The sequence below is a fragment of the Martinezella rhizogenes genome (assembly GCF_007002745.1).
GTDB classification, from domain to species: domain Bacteria; phylum Pseudomonadota; class Alphaproteobacteria; order Rhizobiales; family Rhizobiaceae; genus Agrobacterium; species Agrobacterium cucumeris.
The window spans coordinates 80428-97103 of record NZ_SGNY01000007.1; the positions used below are offsets into that span (position 1 = coordinate 80428).

Genomic DNA, 16676 nt, shown 5'->3' on the forward strand with positions numbered 1-16676 from the left:
CGCCTTTTTAAAAGGCTTTCCGGCGCAAGGACATGTCTTCAGGCAATTCCGGACTAAACGCGGACCGAAATGAAGCGGTTCCGCGAAAAACCTATTTCCTCAGGGCGGCGTCGATGATCGCCCGCGCGGCCTGAAACGCCGCCTCTATACTCATTTCCGACGTATCTAGCAAGTGCGCGTCTTCAGCCGGTTTCAACGGGCTGTCGGCGCGGCCCATGTCGCGCTCGTCGCGTTGCCTCACCTCGGCGAAGATGGCGTCGTAATCGGCCTCTCCACCATTGGTCAGAATTTCGTCGTAACGACGTCTTGCCCTGACATCAGGCGAAGCCGTGACATAAAGCTTCACCGGCGCATCCGGGCAGACCACCGTGCCGATGTCGCGGCCATCCAGCACCGTGCCCGGCTCCCTTGCCGCAAAACGCTGCTGCGCCTTGACGAGTGCGCGCCTCACCGGCGTCATCACCGCAATCTTCGACGCTGCTTCGCCGATATCGTGCCGGGAAAGCACCGAGCGGTCGAGGCCTGCAAGATCGAGTTCCAGCGCCACCTTTTCAGCCACACCCTCATCATCAAGCGGCAGGCCGGCATCGAGAAGGGCCTTGGCGGTGGCTCTATAGGTCAAGCCGGTATCGAGATGATGGAACCCATAGATTTCCGCTATCCTGCGCGACAAAGTTCCTTTGCCGGCCGCAGCCGGTCCATCTATGGCGATCGTGAATGTCATGAAGCTCTCTGCCTGTGTGTGCGTCATTCATATAATATGGCGTTCGGCTGCTTCCAATCTTCATCAGCAGCCCGGCATATAAGGTGCGTTGCAAGGGTAATGCCCGAAGTTTGTCTTTGACACGAAAGACCGCAACGATTAAGGGGACCGGCTAGAAATTTTACAGTCTATGCCGGTTTTACGGCGTACACACCGAAACTCATTCGACAATTTGAGGCTTAGACAGTGGCAAAAGCGGACCTTGGTACCAAGCGCACAGACCCCGATACCGGCAAGAAGTTCTACGATCTGAACCGCAATCCGGTCGTTTCTCCCTATACCGGCAAGTCATGGCCGCTCTCCTTCTTCGAGGAAAGCACGGCACAGGCAAAGCTCGAACAGGCTGAGGAAGAGGAAGTAGCGGAAGTCGATACCGAAAACACGGAAGTCGAACTCGTATCGCTGGAAGATGCCGATGGCGACAACAGCGGCGACGAGATTCCGGATATGGGCGACGACGAAGACGACGTGGAAATCGGCGACGACGACGATACCTTCCTTGAAGCTGACGAAGACGACGATGATGACGACATGTCCGGCATCATCGGCGTTACGGGCGACGACGAAGAAGCTTGATCTTATTGGATAAACCAGCCCGGCGACAAAAAAATGAAGCCGGGCTGTTTTTTGTGCTTGCACTCTTCGATTAGCCGAAGTAGTAAGCCGCCACCGAACGGAACAACAGCCGCTTCGGTTCCCGGAACCGGACGAAATGCCGGAACCCTTATGGGGCTATAGCTCAGCTGGGAGAGCGCTTGCATGGCATGCAAGAGGTCAGCGGTTCGATCCCGCTTAGCTCCACCAAATCTTCCCAGGCACGATAAATCATCCAGAAGACAGACATAGCCCGACGTCCTACCGGCCAGCGACCGGCATGGTCCTCTCCTGCAATAACGCCCGCACGTCCTGCCCTTTGATCCCGCATTCAACAGTTTGGACTGCCACTCCCTCTTCCACCACCCGGCATTCGAGATATTTGCCGCGCAGCCGGTTCTCCAGTGCCTTGAAGGCGTTCAGGCCGCAGGCATAGCGGCGGCCATCAGCACCGGCGCAGACGCGGTTGCGGTCGATGCCTTCGACGCCGGCAAGGCGGAATTCCTGGCCCTTGAAGGTGAAGCGATTGCTAGCGACCACGCGAAGGCGCTGGTCCGCATGTATTTTTAACGGATAGGGATCGGGCGGGGTGGGGATTCGTTCATAATTTTGCTGACGGGTATCGACCTTCACCGGGAAGGTCGTCCACAGCATTTCCGTGTTTGCCGCAAGACCCGCAGTCTCGTATTCATCTTCGCCATTGAGGAACGAGGCGATGCGCATGCCGGCAATGCCGAACCCTATCACCAGCATGATCTGAAACAGCAAAATTGCGATCTGCCGAACCATGTCACCGAAACATCAAAAGCGATAAAATATGACCCTATCTCGCTGCAGAGTAGGGGAGACGCCGCATTACATCAACAGCACCTTGCGCGCGGTAACATCGCGAATTGTCCCCATTGCCATGATCGGAACGCCGTCGCAGTCGTGGATCACCCTGCCCGTCGTCCTGAGCCAACGGAAACCGCCAGCCTTGAGATCAATCCGGCACTCCTGATCGTAAAACTCACCGTTTGTCAGCGAATTATGGACCGCTCGCGCCACCCGGGCCTGTGAACCAACCTCAACCTGGGCGATGAACTTCTCCACCGGAATGCCGCGAGAAGCCTCTTCAAAGGAGAAATCGCGCAGACGCGAAGCTACGGCATCCAGATAGACCAGATTCTGGCCGATGCTCCACGTATAATAACCAATCAGCGTCTCTTCCAGAGATATATCTTCTAACATCGGCTTTCTACACTACATGAATGCTTATAACTTTTTTATAACATAACAAAAAATGCATTGCTAATCACAAGATTTTATCCATTTGTTTGATTATATGCTACTTTAGACTTTATGCGGATATAGAAAGCACTTTGCCGCCTGCCCCTTGTTGGCGAACCAGCCTTCCTGTGCCAAAGAAGGTTGATACCGCAACCCAAGACAGGAGTCGCCGTGACCATCGGGCTTGCCCATGCTGAACTCATTGCCGTCGTCACCGCCATTACGGGAGACGAACCGCGGGTGATGACCGTCCGGGCGGGCGCAGCACTTCCCTCAGGCCCATTCGAGTTCGGGCACAGAACGCTGCAAAGCGGGCTGCGGGAGTGGATCCACGAACAGACCCATCATCCAGTCGGTTATCTCGAGCAGCTTTACACCTTCGCGGATCGCGACCGTAACAACGATATCCCCGGCGGACGAACCATCTCCATCGGTTATCTGGGGCTGGTTCGCGAGCACGAATCATCGGGCAACGGGCATGCGCTCTGGCATGGCTGGTATGAATACCTGCCCTGGGAGGATCATCGGCAGGGACGCCCGGCGGTTCTGGATACCATCATCGACAGGCTGCGCGCCTGGGCGGATTCCGATCTTGCCTGCAAGAGCCAGCGTCACCTGCGGGCCGATTTTACCTTCGGCCTCGATGGCGGCGGCTGGAACGAGGAGCTCACCCTGCAGCGCTACGAGTTGCTGTATGAGGCAGGCCTTGTCGAGGAAGCCCAGAGCGAGCCGCGGACCAACTTCGGCAGACCGATGTTTGCCGATCACCGCCGCATTCTCGCCACCGGCATCGCTCGCCTGAGGGCCAAGATCAAATATCGCCCGGTGGTCTTCGAACTGATGGCCGATACCTTCACCCTGCTGCAATTGCAGCGCGCGATAGAGGCGCTGGCGGGACTGACCCTGCACAAGCAGAATTTCCGCCGGCTGATCGAGCAGCAGCAGCTAGTGGAAGAGACCGGCGACATGACGAGCGAAACCGGCGGCCGCCCGGCAAAGCTTTTCCGCTTCCGCCAGACCGTGCTCGATGAACGTGCCCTTTCCGGAACGAAACTGCCACTCTCCCGCAATTGACATATGCTCATAATGAGAATATCCCTTTGTTCTAGATATACTCAAAAAGAGTATAAATGGGAGAGTGCTCGTGAACGAACAGATTTCTGCTGCAAGCCTTTATGATCGGGTCAGCCGTGTCATTCCCAAGGCTGAATGGATGGGCTTTCAGGATGATGTGGATGCGATCCTTGAGCTGAAGCGCAAACGCAACGCCGTCATCCTCGCCCATAATTATCAGACACCGGAAATCTTCCACGGCGTTGCCGATATCGTCGGCGACAGCCTCGCCCTTGCGCGCAAGGCGATGGAGGTGGAAGCGGATGTTATCGTTCTGGCCGGCGTGCATTTCATGGCCGAGACGGCAAAGCTGCTCAATCCGGGAAAAACCGTGCTCATTCCGGATATGGCCGCCGGCTGCTCGCTGGCAGACTCCATCACGCCCGAGGATATTGCGCTGTTGCGCAAGGCCTATCCCGGCGTTCCAGTCGTAACCTACGTGAACACCTCTGCGGCGGTGAAGGCGGCGTCCGATATTTGCTGCACCTCCGGCAATGCCCGCCAGGTGGTGGAGTCGCTCGGAGTGCCGCGTGTGCTGATGTTGCCGGATGAATATCTGGCGCAGAACGTGGCGCGGGAAACCAATGTCGAGCTGATCGCCTGGCGTGGCCATTGCGAAGTGCACGAGCTTTTCACCGCCGATGACATCAGGGAATTGAGAGAGAGCCATCCGGGCGTCACCGTTCTCGCACATCCGGAATGTCCGCCGGATGTCGTGGAAGCCGCCGATTTTTCCGGTTCCACCGCGGTCATGTCGGATTATGTCGGCCGGGAGCGACCCGCTCGCGTGGTGCTTCTGACCGAATGCTCGATGAGCGACAATGTCGCCGTGCATCACCCCGATGTCGAATTCATCCGCCCCTGCAATCTTTGCCCACATATGAAGCGCATCACGCTTGGCAATATCCGCACGGCACTGGAGGAAAACCGCCATGAGGTGACGGTCGACCCGGCAATCGCGGTCGCCGCCCGCCGCGCCGTGGAAAGGATGCTGGAGGTATGAGCGAACGCCTTCCGTTGCAGCAGGACTGGACAGTCATCGTCGGCAGCGGCATTGCCGGCCTGATGGCGGCGCTGACGCTTGCGCCGCAGCCCGTGCTACTTCTGACACGTGGCGCGCTCGGCGGCGAAACCTCAAGCGCCTGGGCGCAGGGGGGTATTGCCGCAAGTCTCGGCCCGGGCGATAGCGCCGCACTGCATCTTGCCGACACGCTCGCCGCAGGCGACGGGCTCTGCGACGCCGATATGGCCGAGCAAATCGTTTCCGCCGCCCCCGCCGTCATCGAGGCGCTGGAGCGGGCCGGCGTGCGCTTCGACCGCGATGCCGAGGGGAAACTCGTCTTCGGGCTGGAGGCTGCCCATGGCCGGCGGCGCATCCTGCATGCGGAAGGCGACGGTTCGGGCGCGGCCATTGTCAGGGCGCTCGCAACCGCAGTCCTTCGCATGCCGTCCATCACTGTCATGGAAGGCACGGAAGTGCGCCGTCTATTGACGGAAAACGGTGCTATCACAGGTCTCGCCTGCGTCGGCCCGAAGGGCAGTTTCATTCTGCCGGCCACGCAGGTCATTCTTGCGACTGGCGGCCTTGGTGGGCTTTACGAGGCGACGACCAATCCCTCCGGCAATTTCGGCCAGGGCATCATGCTCGCGGCGCGGGCCGGCGCCATCCTTACCGATATGGAATTCGTCCAGTTCCACCCGACGGCGCTTTCCTCGCCCAGACGGCCGCTGGCGCTGGTCAGCGAGGCGGTTCGGGGCGAAGGCGCGCTTCTGCTCAATGAAAACGGCGAGCGTTTCATGGCGGCGGTGCCGGGTGCCGAGCTTGCATCGCGTGATATCGTCGCCCGCGCCATCGATCGGGAAATCCTGCGCGGCGGCGCGGTCTTTCTCGATGCCCGCAAGGCGCTGGGTTCCGGCTTTTCGGTGCGCTTCCCCTCTATTGACCTGCTCTGCCGCGAGGCCGGCATAGACCCCGCCCGTGAGCTTGTGCCCGTGCGTCCCGCCGTGCATTACCATATGGGCGGCGTCGCTACGGATGGCAGAGGCCAGAGCTCGGTGCCGGGCCTTTGGGTTGCGGGTGAAACCGCCTGCACGGGTCTGCACGGCGCCAACCGGCTCGCCAGCAACTCCCTGCTGGAAGCCGCCGCCATGGGCATACGCGCAGCGCTGGACATTGCCGGTCGACGGGCCACGGCAGGGCCGGCAACTGTTGCGCAACGCGCAGCCCCCGACTGTGTGGCCGCCGATCTCGCTGCCGTCCGGCCCATCGTTTCCCGCCATCTCGGCATTGTGAGACATGCAGCAGGTTTGCGCGAAGCGATCCGGGACCTGCTGCCGCTTGCCGAACAGGAAGGCCCGGCATCCGATCCCGCCCTTATCGGTCTCACCATCGCCGTCTTTGCGGCCCTGCGCACGGAATCGCGCGGCGCGCATTTTCGCGACGATTTTCCCGGAAAGGACGCTGTAGCCACACGACGCAGGCTGAGCCTGACCGACGTCATCGCCATCGGCCATGACCTTTCCTCATCCAGCTTTTCTTCTTCCAGCATTGCGCGGAGCGCCTGACATGACCCTTGCCCCCCTGCCACGTCTCATCATCGAGCCGCTCGTGCGCAACGCCCTTCTGGAAGATCTGGGGCTTGCGGGCGACATAACCTCCGCCGCCGTCATTCCCGCCGATCATCGCTCGGTCGTCGTCATGGCCGCACGTGAACCGGGCGTCATTGCCGGTCTCGATGCGGCGGAGCTTGCTTTCCAGCTTGTCGATCCCGCCATCATACTGAAACGACACGTTGAGGATGGAGCGACCGTTGCGCCCGGCGATATCATCGCGACGATCGAAGGCCCTTCCCGCGGGCTTCTGACGGCGGAGCGCACGGCGCTGAATTTTCTCGGGCATCTCTCGGGCATCGCCTCCGTTACCGCCAAAATCGCCGCATCCATCTCCGGCACCAAGGCCTCAATCGCCTGCACCCGCAAGACGACGCCCGGCCTCAGGGCGCTCGAAAAATACGCCGTGCGCGCCGGCGGTGGCATGAACCACCGTTTCGCGCTTTATGATGCCGTCCTCATCAAGGATAACCACATTGCCGTGGCGGGCGGGGTGCGTGCCGCCATCCGAAGCGCCAAACAGGGCGTGGGCCATCTCGTCAAAATCGAAGTAGAGGTCGATACGCTCTCTCAATTGCGCGAGGTAATGGACGAAGGTGTCGATGCGGTTCTTCTCGACAACATGACGCCGGAACAATTGCGCGAGGCCGTGGCGATCGTCGCCGGGCGCGCCATCACCGAAGCCTCCGGCCGCATCAACCCGCAGACGGCGGCAGCCATCGCCGCAAGCGGCATCGATCTCATCTCCGTCGGCTGGCTGACGCACAGCGCACCGGTTCTCGATATCGGGCTGGATTTTCAAAGCCGGGGCTAAAGAATAAGGCAGCCCAGGCGCGCCGCTGGGAACCAAATCTCCGCATCTGCGTTGTTACCCCGCCTGGGGTCATTCAAGGCGGGGGGATTAGTGCGCGCAAAAGCCTGTCCATATGCCTGCGGACCTCTCTTACAAAGGAAAGGCTTATTATGGAAGACGCACAAGTTGGCTGGATTGCAGCAATCATCATCGGCGGCGTAGCCGGTTGGCTCGCCGAACAGTTCATGAAAAGCAATATGGGTGTTTTCATGAACATTATTCTCGGCATTGTCGGCGCCATCGTCGCCAATTTCCTTCTGGGGCTGATTGGCGTCTCGCTCGGAGGCTGGATTGGTTATCTCATCGCCGGTTTCATCGGCGCCTGCATTCTCATCGCCGTCGGGCGCGCAATTCGCCGATAAGGGAGCACAAGAATGAGCTTTTTCGACAAGATCAAGAACGCGATTTTCGGCAAGGCCGAGGCCGCCCCGCAGACTTCGGCACCGGCCGGCACGCCAACGACCGCCGCAAGCCCGGCAGCACCCGCCCAGCCTGCTTCGCCGGCACCGACAGCCAGCGCTCCGGCATCCACCGGCAGCGTCGACGTCGCCTCCATTCTGGATGCGGCAGTCAAAAAGAACGGACAGAAGCTCGACTGGAAACACTCGATCGTCGATCTTCTGAAAGCCCTTGATCTGGATAGCAGCCTCAGCGCCAGAAAAGAGCTGGCGGGTGAACTGGGTTACACCGGTGATACCTCGGATTCGGCCACGATGAATATCTGGCTGCACAAGGCCGTCATCAAGAAACTCTCCGAAAACGGCGGCAAGGTTCCGGCCGACCTTTTGGATTGAACCGGTAAACGGGAGAGCCGCAATGGACGACTATTCCAGCCTGCGCGAGCAGATCGGCCAGGATCTCGATACCCTGCACGGGACCGATAACCCGAAGTCGATTTTTGAAATCGCCGACGACTATCTCCTCGGAAATCCAAACCTCAAGAGAGCAATCGTCGAAGACATCATCAAGGAAGAAGCGGACAAGCGCGGCATCGCCATCCACTAAGGCCGCGCGATAGGCGCGGCTGTTTTACGAGAGGGCGGCATCCGGACCGGATGCCGCCCTTTTAGTCTCATGCCGAAGCGTTATTTTTCCAGCTTAGCCTCAGCCTTTTTGGCGTTTTCTTCCATCAGCTCATACCACATGGCGTTCATGACGGCGAAGATGGCGGCGAGGGGCAGGCCGAGCAGCCAGGCGAAATACCACATGTTCGATCTCCTTCTGTCGATATCAATATGCATGGCCGCTATCGTCGCGGATCGCCTTTTCATCCACCTTGCCCCACAACACGCGATAGACCCATGAGGTGTAGGCGACGATGATCGGAACGAAGATAAGGGTGACGACCAGCATGTTGAACAGCGTCATATGGCTGGACGACGCATCCCAGACCGTCAGGCTCGACTTCGGATCGACCGAGGACGGCAGGATGAAGGGAAACATTGAAAGCCCGACGGTGGCGATGATGCCGAAAATGGCAAGCGAGCTGGCAAGCAGCGCCATCACTTCCCTGCGGAGCCTCAGCAAGATGAAGGCGACCAGCGGGAAGGCCAGACCGAGTGCCGGCGCCAGCATCATCCAGGGATGCGCCGCATAATTGGAGAACCAGACGCCGGTTGCGACCTCAACCGTCTTTGCCAGAGGATTGGACGGCCCATCGGTCACGACTTCCGAGGTGAAACGGTAACCATCGACACCAAACCACAGCAGGATGCCACCGATTGCAAAAAGAACGGTGGTGGCAAGTGCCGCGATGCTGCCGAAACCGCGGGCACGGGTGGCAACCGGACCGTCGGTTTTCAGCACCAGCCAGGCCGCGCCGTGCATCACCAGCATGGCGACGGAAACGAGGCCGCAAAGTAGAGCGTAGGGGTTCAGAAGCTCGAACAGCGTCGTGCCGTCGTAGAAGATCCTGAGGTCATCATTAAAATAGAACGGGACGCCCTGCAGCACATTGCCGATCGCCACGCCGAAGATCAGCGCCGGTACGAAGCCACCGACGAACAAAGCCCAGTCCCAGCCGCTGCGCCATGCCGCACTTTCACGCTTGGAACGGTATTTGAAACCGACCGGTCGCAGGATCAGCGCGAACATGATGGCGGCCATCGCCAGGTAAAACCCTGAAAATGACACCGCATAGAGTGGCGGCCACGCCGCGAAGATCGCTCCGGCGCCGAGGATGAGCCAGACCTGATTGCCTTCCCAGACCGGGCCGATGGAGTTGATGACGACACGCCGCTCAATATCCGTCTTCGCGACGAAGGGCAGCAACGCGCCCGTGCCGAGATCGAAACCACCGGTTACGGCAAAGCCGATAAGCAATATGCCGAGCAGCAGCCACCAGATGATGCGAAGGATTTCATAGTCGATGAGTTGGTGCAGGATCATGATCGTTTACTCCGCAGCGACGAGTTTTTCAGGAACGAGCGGCGCTTCCGGCTCATGGTCCGGATCAGGCCCCTTGCGGATCGCCTTCAGCATCAGCCCCATCTCAACGATGAACAGCACCGTGTAGATGGCGATGAAACACAGAAGCGTAATCAGAACCGTCGAGGCGCTAAGGCTCGAAACAGCCGCCGCCGTTGGCAGCACGCCCTCGATGATCCACGGCTGACGCCCGAACTCGGCCACAACCCAGCCCATTTCGGCGGCAATCCACGGCAGCGGAATGGCGAAGACGGCCACCTTCAGCAACAGCGGATAACGGTCCAGCCGCCGGCGGGCTGAAAGATAAAAGAAGGTCGCCGTCAAAACGATGAAGAACATGCCGAGACCGACCATGATGCGGAAGGCCCAGAACAGGGTCGGCACATGCGGAATGGTATCGGCCGCCGCCTTGGCGATCTGCTCTTCTGTCGCCTGACGCGGATCGTCGACATAACGTTTGAGCAGCAGGGCATAACCAAGCTCGTGGCCGAGTTCGGCGAACGTGCCGTTCACCTCTTCCGGCAGTTGCGCGCCCTTGCCGCTGGCGCGTATCTGCATCAGCGCGTCATAGGCCTTGATGCCGTCGCGGATACGGGTCTTTGCCTGTTCCACCAGATCGTTGATGCCAGGGATTTCCGTATCGAGCGAACGGGTACCGATAAGGCCCATCACCCAGGGGATCTTCACCGCGAAATGCGTCTCGCGCGCTTCCTGATTGGGGAAACCTATGGCCGTGAAGGGTGCCGGTGCCGGTTCCGTTTCCCACATGGCCTCGATGGAGGCGAGCTTCATCTTCTGGTGTTCGGTGGAGAGATAACCGCTTTCGTCCCCCAGCACGACGACCGACAGGGCTGACGCGAGACCAAAGGAAGCCGCGACCGTCATCGACCGCTTGGCGAGATCGACGTGACGCCCCTTCAGCACATACCAGGCGGAAACGCCGAGCACGAAGATGGAGGCCGTGACATAACCTGCGGAAACCGTGTGAACGAATTTCGCCTGTGCGACCGGGTTGAACAGGACCGCGGCGAAATCCGTCACTTCCATGCGCATGGTCTGCGGGTTGAAAGCCGAGCCCGTCGGGTTCTGCATCCAGCCATTGGCGATTAATATCCACAGCGCCGAGAAGTTCGAACCGATCGCCACGCACCATGTCGCAACGAGATGGCCAAGTTTCGACAGCTTGTCCCAGCCGAAAAAGAACAGGCCAACGAAGGTAGCTTCCAGAAAGAAGGCCATCATGCCCTCGATCGCCAGCGGCGCACCGAAAATATCGCCGACATAGTGGCTGTAATAACTCCAGTTCATGCCGAACTGGAACTCCATGACAATGCCTGTCGAAACACCCAGCACGAAGTTGATGCCGAACAGCGTGCCCCAGAATTTCGTCATCTGCCGCCAGATCACCCGGCCGGTCATGACATAGACCGTTTCCATGATGGCGATGACCACCGACAGCCCGATCGTCAGCGGAACGAACAGAAAGTGATATAAAGCGGTAACCGCGAATTGCAGGCGCGACAGCGCCACGATGTCGAGTTCCATGGTTTTACCCCACCTTTATGGGAAGCCGGCCTTCTGTTACGAAATCACGCCGGCCCCGAAAAATACTCAGTCCCGACGTAATGTTTGCAGCACTACGTCGTATTCCGGCGTCCCGCTTTGACATTCGTCAAATTGGCGCCCGTCTTTCAGCACGATGATGCGGTCAGTGAATTCGGCCTCGCGGCGATTATGGGTGATCATCACGACAGTCTTGTCTTCGGCCCTCGCAAACAGCCGGCTGAGCACGTCGCGGGCCGTCTCGCCGTCCAGTCCCTCGGTCACCTCGTCAAGAAGCCAGAGCGGTTTGTCGATGAGCAGAAAACGGGCAAGCGCCAGCCGGCGCGACTGGCCACCGGAGAGACCCTGCCCCGCCTCGCCAAGCCTCGTCTCCAGCCCGGCGGGCAGGGTTTTGACGTGTTCGGCAAGGCCTGCGGCGTCAAGGACGTCCCACAATTCGCGCTCGGTCTCAGCGGGTTTCGCCAGTCTCAGATTATCGGCAATGCTATCGCGGAAAAGCTGGCTCCGTTGTGTCATAAGCGAAGAGGGCAAGGCGCGGACAGTACCTGCCGATGGCTGCAATTCACCGGCCAGAAGCTGGAGGAGGCTCGTCTTGCCCGCACCGCTCGGGCCGATGATCGCGACCTTTTCGCCAGCGGCAATGGCAAGATTGATCTTGGTCAGGACCGGCTGGTCGTTGCCGTGCCGTTCCAGACGCACGCCTTCAAGCTCGGCAGCCACGCCGCTGGCGGGCAAAGCCGGACAACGGACCTCGGCCGGCGCTGAAAGGCGCGGCGCGATGCGCCTTGCGGAAAACAATGTGCGGCCGAGTTCCATCGCTCCGCGGCGCAGCGCGGTGAAAGGCTCCAGCGCGGCAAAACAGACGAGCAACCCGAGCGCGGCGGCCGGCGCGCTGACCGTTCCCTGCTCCGCCAGCCAGGCCATGCCGAGCAGAGCCGCGCTCAGAAGGACCGCCGTTGCAAGCCCAAAGGAAAAACCGGCATTCGTTTCGATGCGGTTCAAGGCCTCGTCGCAGGACAGCAGGTAGTCATCGGCGCGCCTCACTGCCGCGACCTGCGCGGAAAGGCGACCTGCCGTGAGCAATTCCGTCTGACCGTTGACGAGGTCTGCCGTACGGGCACGCAAGGCTTCAAGTCCGATTGCCCGCCGGCGCGAGAATTTCTCTGCCCGCAGGGCGGAGCGCACCGAAATGCCGAGCCCTGCCGCAATGAGAAAGACCGCCGCCAGAATGCCCGCAAGCGGATTGAGAAAAGCCAGCCCGATGCCGGTTGCAACAGCCGCAAGGACCGCAACGGCGGCAGGAACCAGCACACGCAGATACAGCGAATCCAGCGCATCGATATCCGCGGTCAACCGGTTCAGCAGGCGGGCGGGCCTCGCTTCCAGATTTTGCGCCGCCTGCGGCGCTGCAAAGCCGCGAAACAGCCTTTCGCGCAGCGCCGCGAGCACGGAGAGCGTGGCTTCATGGGTGGTCATGCGCTCGCCGTACCGGGCGGCGGTGCGCGACAGCGCCAGAAGACGAATGGCTGCCGACGGCATAAAGACATCAAACGCATAGGCCGTTGCCGGAAGCAGACCGGCAATGGCAGTGGCAGTAATAAACCAGCCGGAAACACCGAGAAGGCCGATGCCCGCCAGCACCGTGGTTGCGGCCAGAACCGTGCCGGCAAGCAGCATGCCGCGACGCGCCGACCAGAATAGGGCAATGACAGGTTTCAATATGGCAAAACGCGCAATCATGACCGATCCCCCGAATGGATCGCCGCCATATCCACGACCCTGTCCATGCGCGCCGCCAGCACCGGATCATGGGTTGCGACGATCAACGTCCTGCCTTTTGCGAGCTGCAGCAGGTTTTCCGTAATGAGAGTGGCGGTTTCCCGGTCCAGATGCGCCGTCGGCTCGTCAGCCAGAATAAGGCGTGTCGCGGGATCGGCGACGGCGCGCGCAATGGCCAGCCGCACCGCTTCACCACCGGAAATGCCATGGCCGGCATCGCCGACAAGCAGATGTTGCCGGGCGGATGACAGTCTTTCGAGACCTGTCTGCTCAAGCGCTGTCTCGACCATATCCCGCGTAATGCCGGGGCGGCCGAAATGGATATTTGCCGCAAGCGAACCGGCAAAAAAGAACGGTTTCTGGCCGATCCAGCCGATGGATGTTCGAATTGTATCAGCCGCCTCGTCATCAAGGGCGATACCGCCGATTTTTATCGTGCCGCTTCCGGCCGAAGCCAGCCCGGCGACCAGCGACAGGACAGTGGATTTGCCGCAACCCGATGGCCCCAGGAGCGCTACCGTTTCGCCCGCCCGAATGTTGAGATTGAAATTGCGGAGCACGGGCGGCGAGGCTGGATAGGCAAAGGACAGGTCGTCCATCTCCACCGTACCGGGGGTGGGCAATGTTGCCGACGCCACATCCCTGCCCTCACCCGCAATGGCCGCACCGCCCTGCGTCAACTTGTCGAGCGCATCAAGTGCTGCTTCCCCCGCCGCCCGGTCGTGCCAGACTGCGGATAATTCCCGTAGCGGCTCAAAGAAGGCCGGGGCCAGAAGCAGGATGAACAGACCCTCGGCAAGTGTCAGCTTCTGCCCCCACGCGCCGAAATCAAGAAAACCGAGGAGATGGAAACCGATGTAAACGGCGGTCATGGCAACGCCTAGGGCGGCGAAAAGCTCCAGGACCGCCGAAGACAGAAAAGCGATCCTCAGAACCGCCATCGTCCGCGTCTTGAGGTTCTGCGCATCGGCGCTGAGGCGCCCGGCAGTCAGATCGACAGCTTCCAGTGCGCGGATTGTTTCCAGCCCGCGCAGGCGATCCAGCAGGAAAGCATTCATATTGCCGGTCTCGGCCAGCTGCTTTTCGCTCGCCGCCTTGGCCTGCCAGCCGATCAGCGCCATGAAAAGCGGAATGGTCGGCATGGAGAGGAGCAGCACCAGCGCCGCAATCCAGGTGAACGGCAGGATCACCAGCACAAAAACCAGGGGAACGATGGTCGCCTTCATCCGCGCCGGCTGGAAACGGGAAAGATAGGGCACCAGCGATTCCGCCGCCTCGGCCACGACACTTGCCGCCTCGCCGGAAGCCGTGCGCGACAAATCGAGCGGCGAAACCTTCGCCACAGCCTGAAGCGCTTCCAGCCGCCGCTGCGACAACGCCGCACGCGCAGTACGAAACGATAGTCTCGCAGCGATTTTCTCCAGCCACGCCTTCAGGAAACCCAGAATGAGAACCGCAACAGCCGCCGGCACGATTGCCATCATCGGCTCGCCATCAGCGATTTTTCCGACGGAAAAGGCCAGCAGGCCCGCCTGCGGCAACCAGAGCAGGGCCGCCAGAACATGCACCAGGGCAACAGATCTTCCCACCGCCGGTGCGCGCGTCGCCTTCACGGCAGTCTTGTCACGGGAGGTCTTGCGGCTGGCGGTGCTGAAGAAGCGCCGCCTCGGCGTTTCAGATGAGACCGAAACCGGCACAGGACAGTCTGCGCCATTGCTATCGGCCGACTGGCGGATTTGTGCGGACATGTTCATGACCGATCTCCTCACCTGTCCTTTTTCGCGCCGCGGGGTCTTGCAAGAGAGACGATCTTGTCCTTCGCCTCCAGCAGCTTCGTGACCTTTGAGCCGAGCGCCAGAAGGGAGGCCAGCCTTTCCGTCTCCAGCCGCTTCACATCGTCATACCAGCCGGTGAGCTGCTCGATCAGTGTCTTCATCTCATCGATGCGCTTTTGCGCATGCCGCTCATCTTCGTTCTCCGGCGTCTCCATCAGAATTTCGCGCAATACGCTCAGCGTGGGATCAATTTCGCGCTTCTTGCGCTCTTCGGCAAGGGTACGGAGAATTTGCCAGACATCCTCCGGCGTCGTGAAAAAATCGCGCCTGTCGCCGGGAAAATGCTTGAGAATTGCAAGGTTCCACGCCTGAAGCTCCTTCAGGCTCATCGAGACATTGGAACGGGAAATGCCAAGCGCCTCAACAATGTCATCGGCGCAAAGCGGCTGCGGCGATATGTAAAGCAAAGCATAGACTTGGCCGACGGTGCGGTTGATGCCCCAGCGGCTGCCCATCTCGCCAAAATGCAGCACGAAGGACTGAACGAGTGGTGGCAGGCTGGTCGGCATTTCTTTGTTTCCTGAATTTTCAGTAATTTCTGAAATTTCGATAACGCAAAAAATGACGGGCGGCAAATCACCTTTTTGACCTGCGTCAAAATGTGCAGCTCGACTGGCGATACGTCAGCAGATGCTGGGCCGGATAGGCCGGGAGGACCAGGAAACCTTTCGCAGATAATTTATGATACCGATAACATCAATGAGAGTCTGCTGAGGCTGAAATCTCTCGATAAAAAACCGGCGGTGGAACTAGCCACCGCCGGTTAGGGTCGTACAAATATGCGGAAGCACTTAGGAAAAAGCGATCTGGACTTTCATCGCCCGACTGCGGTCGGAGGCGAATTCGAAGGCCGAGATGGCGTCATCTAGATCGACGGTCTGGGTGATGAATGGCTTGACGTCGATCAGGCCCTTGCGCATCAGCTCGACGCCGGTGGCGAATTCCTCGTGGAAGCGGAAGGAGCCGCGCAGATCGAGTTCCTTGGCGGTAATCGCCATCATCGGCAGGCTCATATCGCCACCCAGCCCGAGCTGGACGATGATACCGCGCGGCCGCAGTGCCGCGATGCCGCCGGCAAGCGCCACGGCGGCGCCAGAGCATTCATAGAGAACGTCGAAAGTACCCTTGTTCGCGCCATAAGCGGCAAGCGCATCGGGCTCATCCTTGCTGTTGATGACACGATCCGCACCCGCTTCGCGCGCCTTGGCGAGCGTGAAATCGGAAAGGTCGGTCGCGACGATTTCGGCAGCACCCGCCCGGCGCGCAGCGAGGATGGAGAGAATGCCGATGGGGCCGCAACCCGTCACCAAAACGCGTTTTCCCAGCAAATCACCGGCGCGGCGGGTGGCATGCAGCGTCACCGCCAGCGGTTCCGCCATGGCCGCCTCACCGGTGCTCAGGCCGTCGGCCGGCACGCATTGCAGGGCATCCGCCACCAGAACCTCGCGGAAAGCGCCCTGAATATGCGGGAAAGGCATGGCGCTGCCATAAAAGTGCATATTGAGGCATTGGTTGTGCAGGCCTTCCTGACAAAAACGGCAGGTTCGGCACGGACGGGACGGCGAAACCGCCACCAGGCCGCCAAGCTTCAGGCCTTCAACACCTTCACCGAGCTCCTCGATAACGGCGGAGACTTCATGGCCGAGCACCATGGGTTCGCGAAGCCGTATCGCGCCAAAACCACCATGGTTGTAATAGTGCAGATCGCTGCCGCAAATTCCGCCCCGGGCCAGACGAAGCCGCACTTCTCCCGGCCCCGGCGCTTCCTCCGGCCGCTCCTCAATGCGCACATCCTTTACCCCGTGGGCGACAATCGCTCTCATCAACAACTCCCGTTCAACCGCGCGCCACTGCGGCGCGTAAAAATTTC

Annotated in this window: 18 protein-coding genes and 1 tRNA gene; 9 read left to right on the forward strand and 10 right to left on the reverse strand. The window is 60.2% G+C overall.

Features of this window, described 5'->3' with window-relative positions; all coding sequences use genetic code 11:
- Positions 1-91: 91 nt before the first annotated feature.
- Entirely contained in the window at positions 92-751 is a 660-nt protein-coding gene (cmk, locus tag EXN68_RS19570; protein ID WP_161991400.1) for a (d)CMP kinase, read from the reverse strand.
- A 198-nt stretch (positions 752-949) separates the two neighbouring features.
- On the opposite strand from cmk, the gene EXN68_RS19575 reads away from it, so the two are divergent.
- Together EXN68_RS19575 and EXN68_RS19580 are read left to right on the forward strand one after the other, a co-directional pair.
- Complete coding sequence (locus tag EXN68_RS19575) at positions 950-1339, forward strand: TIGR02300 family protein (RefSeq protein WP_046801713.1); 390 nt, start codon at positions 950-952, stop codon at positions 1337-1339.
- 152 nt (positions 1340-1491) lie between these two features.
- Positions 1492-1567, forward strand: a tRNA-Ala gene (locus tag EXN68_RS19580).
- A gap of 51 nt (positions 1568-1618) precedes the next feature.
- Here EXN68_RS19580 and EXN68_RS19585 read toward each other — a convergent pair.
- The gene (locus EXN68_RS19585; protein WP_142842449.1) at positions 1619-2146 is read right to left on the reverse strand and encodes a thermonuclease family protein; all 528 of its coding nucleotides are present in this window, start codon (positions 2144-2146) and stop codon (positions 1619-1621) included.
- A gap of 66 nt (positions 2147-2212) precedes the next feature.
- Positions 2213-2587: a PAS domain-containing protein gene (locus EXN68_RS19590; RefSeq protein WP_142842450.1), complete on the reverse strand. Its 375-nt coding sequence runs from the start codon at positions 2585-2587 to the stop codon at positions 2213-2215.
- Between the two features lie 210 nt (positions 2588-2797).
- Here EXN68_RS19590 and EXN68_RS19595 point away from each other — a divergent pair, with 210 nt between their 5' ends.
- The 7 genes from EXN68_RS19595 to EXN68_RS19625 all read left to right on the forward strand — a co-directional run bounded on the left by EXN68_RS19595 (position 2798) and on the right by EXN68_RS19625 (position 8207).
- A complete protein-coding gene (locus EXN68_RS19595; protein ID WP_142842451.1) occupies positions 2798-3700 on the forward strand; it encodes an NUDIX hydrolase in 903 nt (300 codons plus the stop codon).
- A 70-nt stretch (positions 3701-3770) separates the two neighbouring features.
- Complete coding sequence (gene nadA / locus EXN68_RS19600) at positions 3771-4742, forward strand: quinolinate synthase NadA (RefSeq protein ID WP_142842452.1); 972 nt, start codon at positions 3771-3773, stop codon at positions 4740-4742.
- On the forward strand, positions 4739-6304 hold the full coding sequence (locus EXN68_RS19605) for an L-aspartate oxidase (protein WP_142842453.1): 1566 nt from the start codon (positions 4739-4741) through the stop codon (positions 6302-6304). The genes nadA and EXN68_RS19605 overlap by 4 nt, the downstream gene beginning before the upstream one ends.
- A 1-nt stretch (position 6305) precedes the next feature.
- Positions 6306-7163: a carboxylating nicotinate-nucleotide diphosphorylase gene (gene nadC / locus EXN68_RS19610; RefSeq protein WP_142842454.1), complete on the forward strand. Its 858-nt coding sequence runs from the start codon at positions 6306-6308 to the stop codon at positions 7161-7163.
- A gap of 149 nt (positions 7164-7312) precedes the next feature.
- Complete coding sequence (locus EXN68_RS19615) at positions 7313-7564, forward strand: GlsB/YeaQ/YmgE family stress response membrane protein (RefSeq protein ID WP_142842455.1); 252 nt, start codon at positions 7313-7315, stop codon at positions 7562-7564.
- A 12-nt stretch (positions 7565-7576) separates the two neighbouring features.
- Positions 7577-7996, forward strand: a complete 420-nt coding sequence (locus EXN68_RS19620) for a DUF3597 domain-containing protein (RefSeq protein ID WP_046801706.1) — start codon at positions 7577-7579, stop codon at positions 7994-7996.
- Between the two features lie 22 nt (positions 7997-8018).
- The gene (locus EXN68_RS19625) at positions 8019-8207 is read left to right on the forward strand and encodes a hypothetical protein (protein ID WP_142842456.1); all 189 of its coding nucleotides are present in this window, start codon (positions 8019-8021) and stop codon (positions 8205-8207) included.
- Positions 8208-8287: 80 nt separating this feature from the next.
- Here EXN68_RS19625 and cydX read toward each other — a convergent pair whose 3' ends face one another.
- The 7 genes from cydX to EXN68_RS19660 form a co-directional block, all read right to left on the reverse strand.
- Positions 8288-8410 carry a cytochrome bd-I oxidase subunit CydX gene (cydX, locus tag EXN68_RS19630; RefSeq protein WP_045015706.1) on the reverse strand — a complete coding sequence of 41 codons (123 nt, stop codon included), beginning with the start codon at positions 8408-8410 and terminating at the stop codon, positions 8288-8290.
- A gap of 22 nt (positions 8411-8432) precedes the next feature.
- Positions 8433-9590 carry a cytochrome d ubiquinol oxidase subunit II gene (gene cydB / locus EXN68_RS19635; protein WP_142842457.1) on the reverse strand — a complete coding sequence of 386 codons (1158 nt, stop codon included), beginning with the start codon at positions 9588-9590 and terminating at the stop codon, positions 8433-8435.
- 6 nt (positions 9591-9596) lie between these two features.
- Positions 9597-11174, reverse strand: coding sequence for a cytochrome ubiquinol oxidase subunit I (locus EXN68_RS19640; RefSeq protein ID WP_142842458.1), 1578 nt, complete (start codon positions 11172-11174; stop codon positions 9597-9599).
- A 66-nt stretch (positions 11175-11240) separates the two neighbouring features.
- Complete coding sequence (cydC, locus tag EXN68_RS19645; protein ID WP_142842459.1) at positions 11241-12932, reverse strand: thiol reductant ABC exporter subunit CydC; 1692 nt, start codon at positions 12930-12932, stop codon at positions 11241-11243.
- Positions 12929-14719, reverse strand: coding sequence for a thiol reductant ABC exporter subunit CydD (gene cydD, locus EXN68_RS19650; protein ID WP_142842611.1), 1791 nt, complete (start codon positions 14717-14719; stop codon positions 12929-12931). The genes cydC and cydD overlap by 4 nt, the downstream gene beginning before the upstream one ends.
- 17 nt (positions 14720-14736) lie before the next feature.
- The gene (locus tag EXN68_RS19655; RefSeq protein WP_142842460.1) at positions 14737-15315 is read right to left on the reverse strand and encodes a GbsR/MarR family transcriptional regulator; all 579 of its coding nucleotides are present in this window, start codon (positions 15313-15315) and stop codon (positions 14737-14739) included.
- A 282-nt stretch (positions 15316-15597) separates the two neighbouring features.
- A complete protein-coding gene (locus EXN68_RS19660) occupies positions 15598-16629 on the reverse strand; it encodes an L-idonate 5-dehydrogenase (RefSeq protein WP_142842461.1) in 1032 nt (343 codons plus the stop codon).
- Positions 16630-16676: the final 47 nt, after the last annotated feature.

Excerpts from the sequence above, each read along its gene's own strand:
- EXN68_RS19620 (WP_046801706.1), top strand. The coding sequence starts at position 7,577 with ATGAGCTTTTTCGACAAGATCAAGAACGCGATTTTCGGCAAGGCCGAG.
- cydB (WP_142842457.1), bottom strand. The coding sequence starts at position 9,590 with ATGATCCTGCACCAACTCATCGACTATGAAATCCTTCGCATCATCTGG.
- EXN68_RS19640 (WP_142842458.1), bottom strand. The coding sequence starts at position 11,174 with ATGGAACTCGACATCGTGGCGCTGTCGCGCCTGCAATTCGCGGTTACC.
- cmk (WP_161991400.1), bottom strand. The coding sequence starts at position 751 with ATGACGCACACACAGGCAGAGAGCTTCATGACATTCACGATCGCCATA.
- EXN68_RS19615 (WP_142842455.1), top strand. The coding sequence starts at position 7,313 with ATGGAAGACGCACAAGTTGGCTGGATTGCAGCAATCATCATCGGCGGC.
- EXN68_RS19605 (WP_142842453.1), top strand. The coding sequence starts at position 4,739 with ATGAGCGAACGCCTTCCGTTGCAGCAGGACTGGACAGTCATCGTCGGC.
- nadC (WP_142842454.1), top strand. The coding sequence starts at position 6,306 with ATGACCCTTGCCCCCCTGCCACGTCTCATCATCGAGCCGCTCGTGCGC.
- cydX (WP_045015706.1), bottom strand. The coding sequence starts at position 8,410 with ATGTGGTATTTCGCCTGGCTGCTCGGCCTGCCCCTCGCCGCCATCTTC.
- cydD (WP_142842611.1), bottom strand. The coding sequence starts at position 14,719 with ATGTCCGCACAAATCCGCCAGTCGGCCGATAGCAATGGCGCAGACTGT.
- cydC (WP_142842459.1), bottom strand. The coding sequence starts at position 12,932 with ATGATTGCGCGTTTTGCCATATTGAAACCTGTCATTGCCCTATTCTGG.
- EXN68_RS19660 (WP_142842461.1), bottom strand. The coding sequence starts at position 16,629 with ATGAGAGCGATTGTCGCCCACGGGGTAAAGGATGTGCGCATTGAGGAG.
- EXN68_RS19590 (WP_142842450.1), bottom strand. The coding sequence starts at position 2,587 with ATGTTAGAAGATATATCTCTGGAAGAGACGCTGATTGGTTATTATACG.
- EXN68_RS19655 (WP_142842460.1), bottom strand. The coding sequence starts at position 15,315 with ATGCCGACCAGCCTGCCACCACTCGTTCAGTCCTTCGTGCTGCATTTT.
- EXN68_RS19625 (WP_142842456.1), top strand. The coding sequence starts at position 8,019 with ATGGACGACTATTCCAGCCTGCGCGAGCAGATCGGCCAGGATCTCGAT.
- EXN68_RS19585 (WP_142842449.1), bottom strand. The coding sequence starts at position 2,146 with ATGGTTCGGCAGATCGCAATTTTGCTGTTTCAGATCATGCTGGTGATA.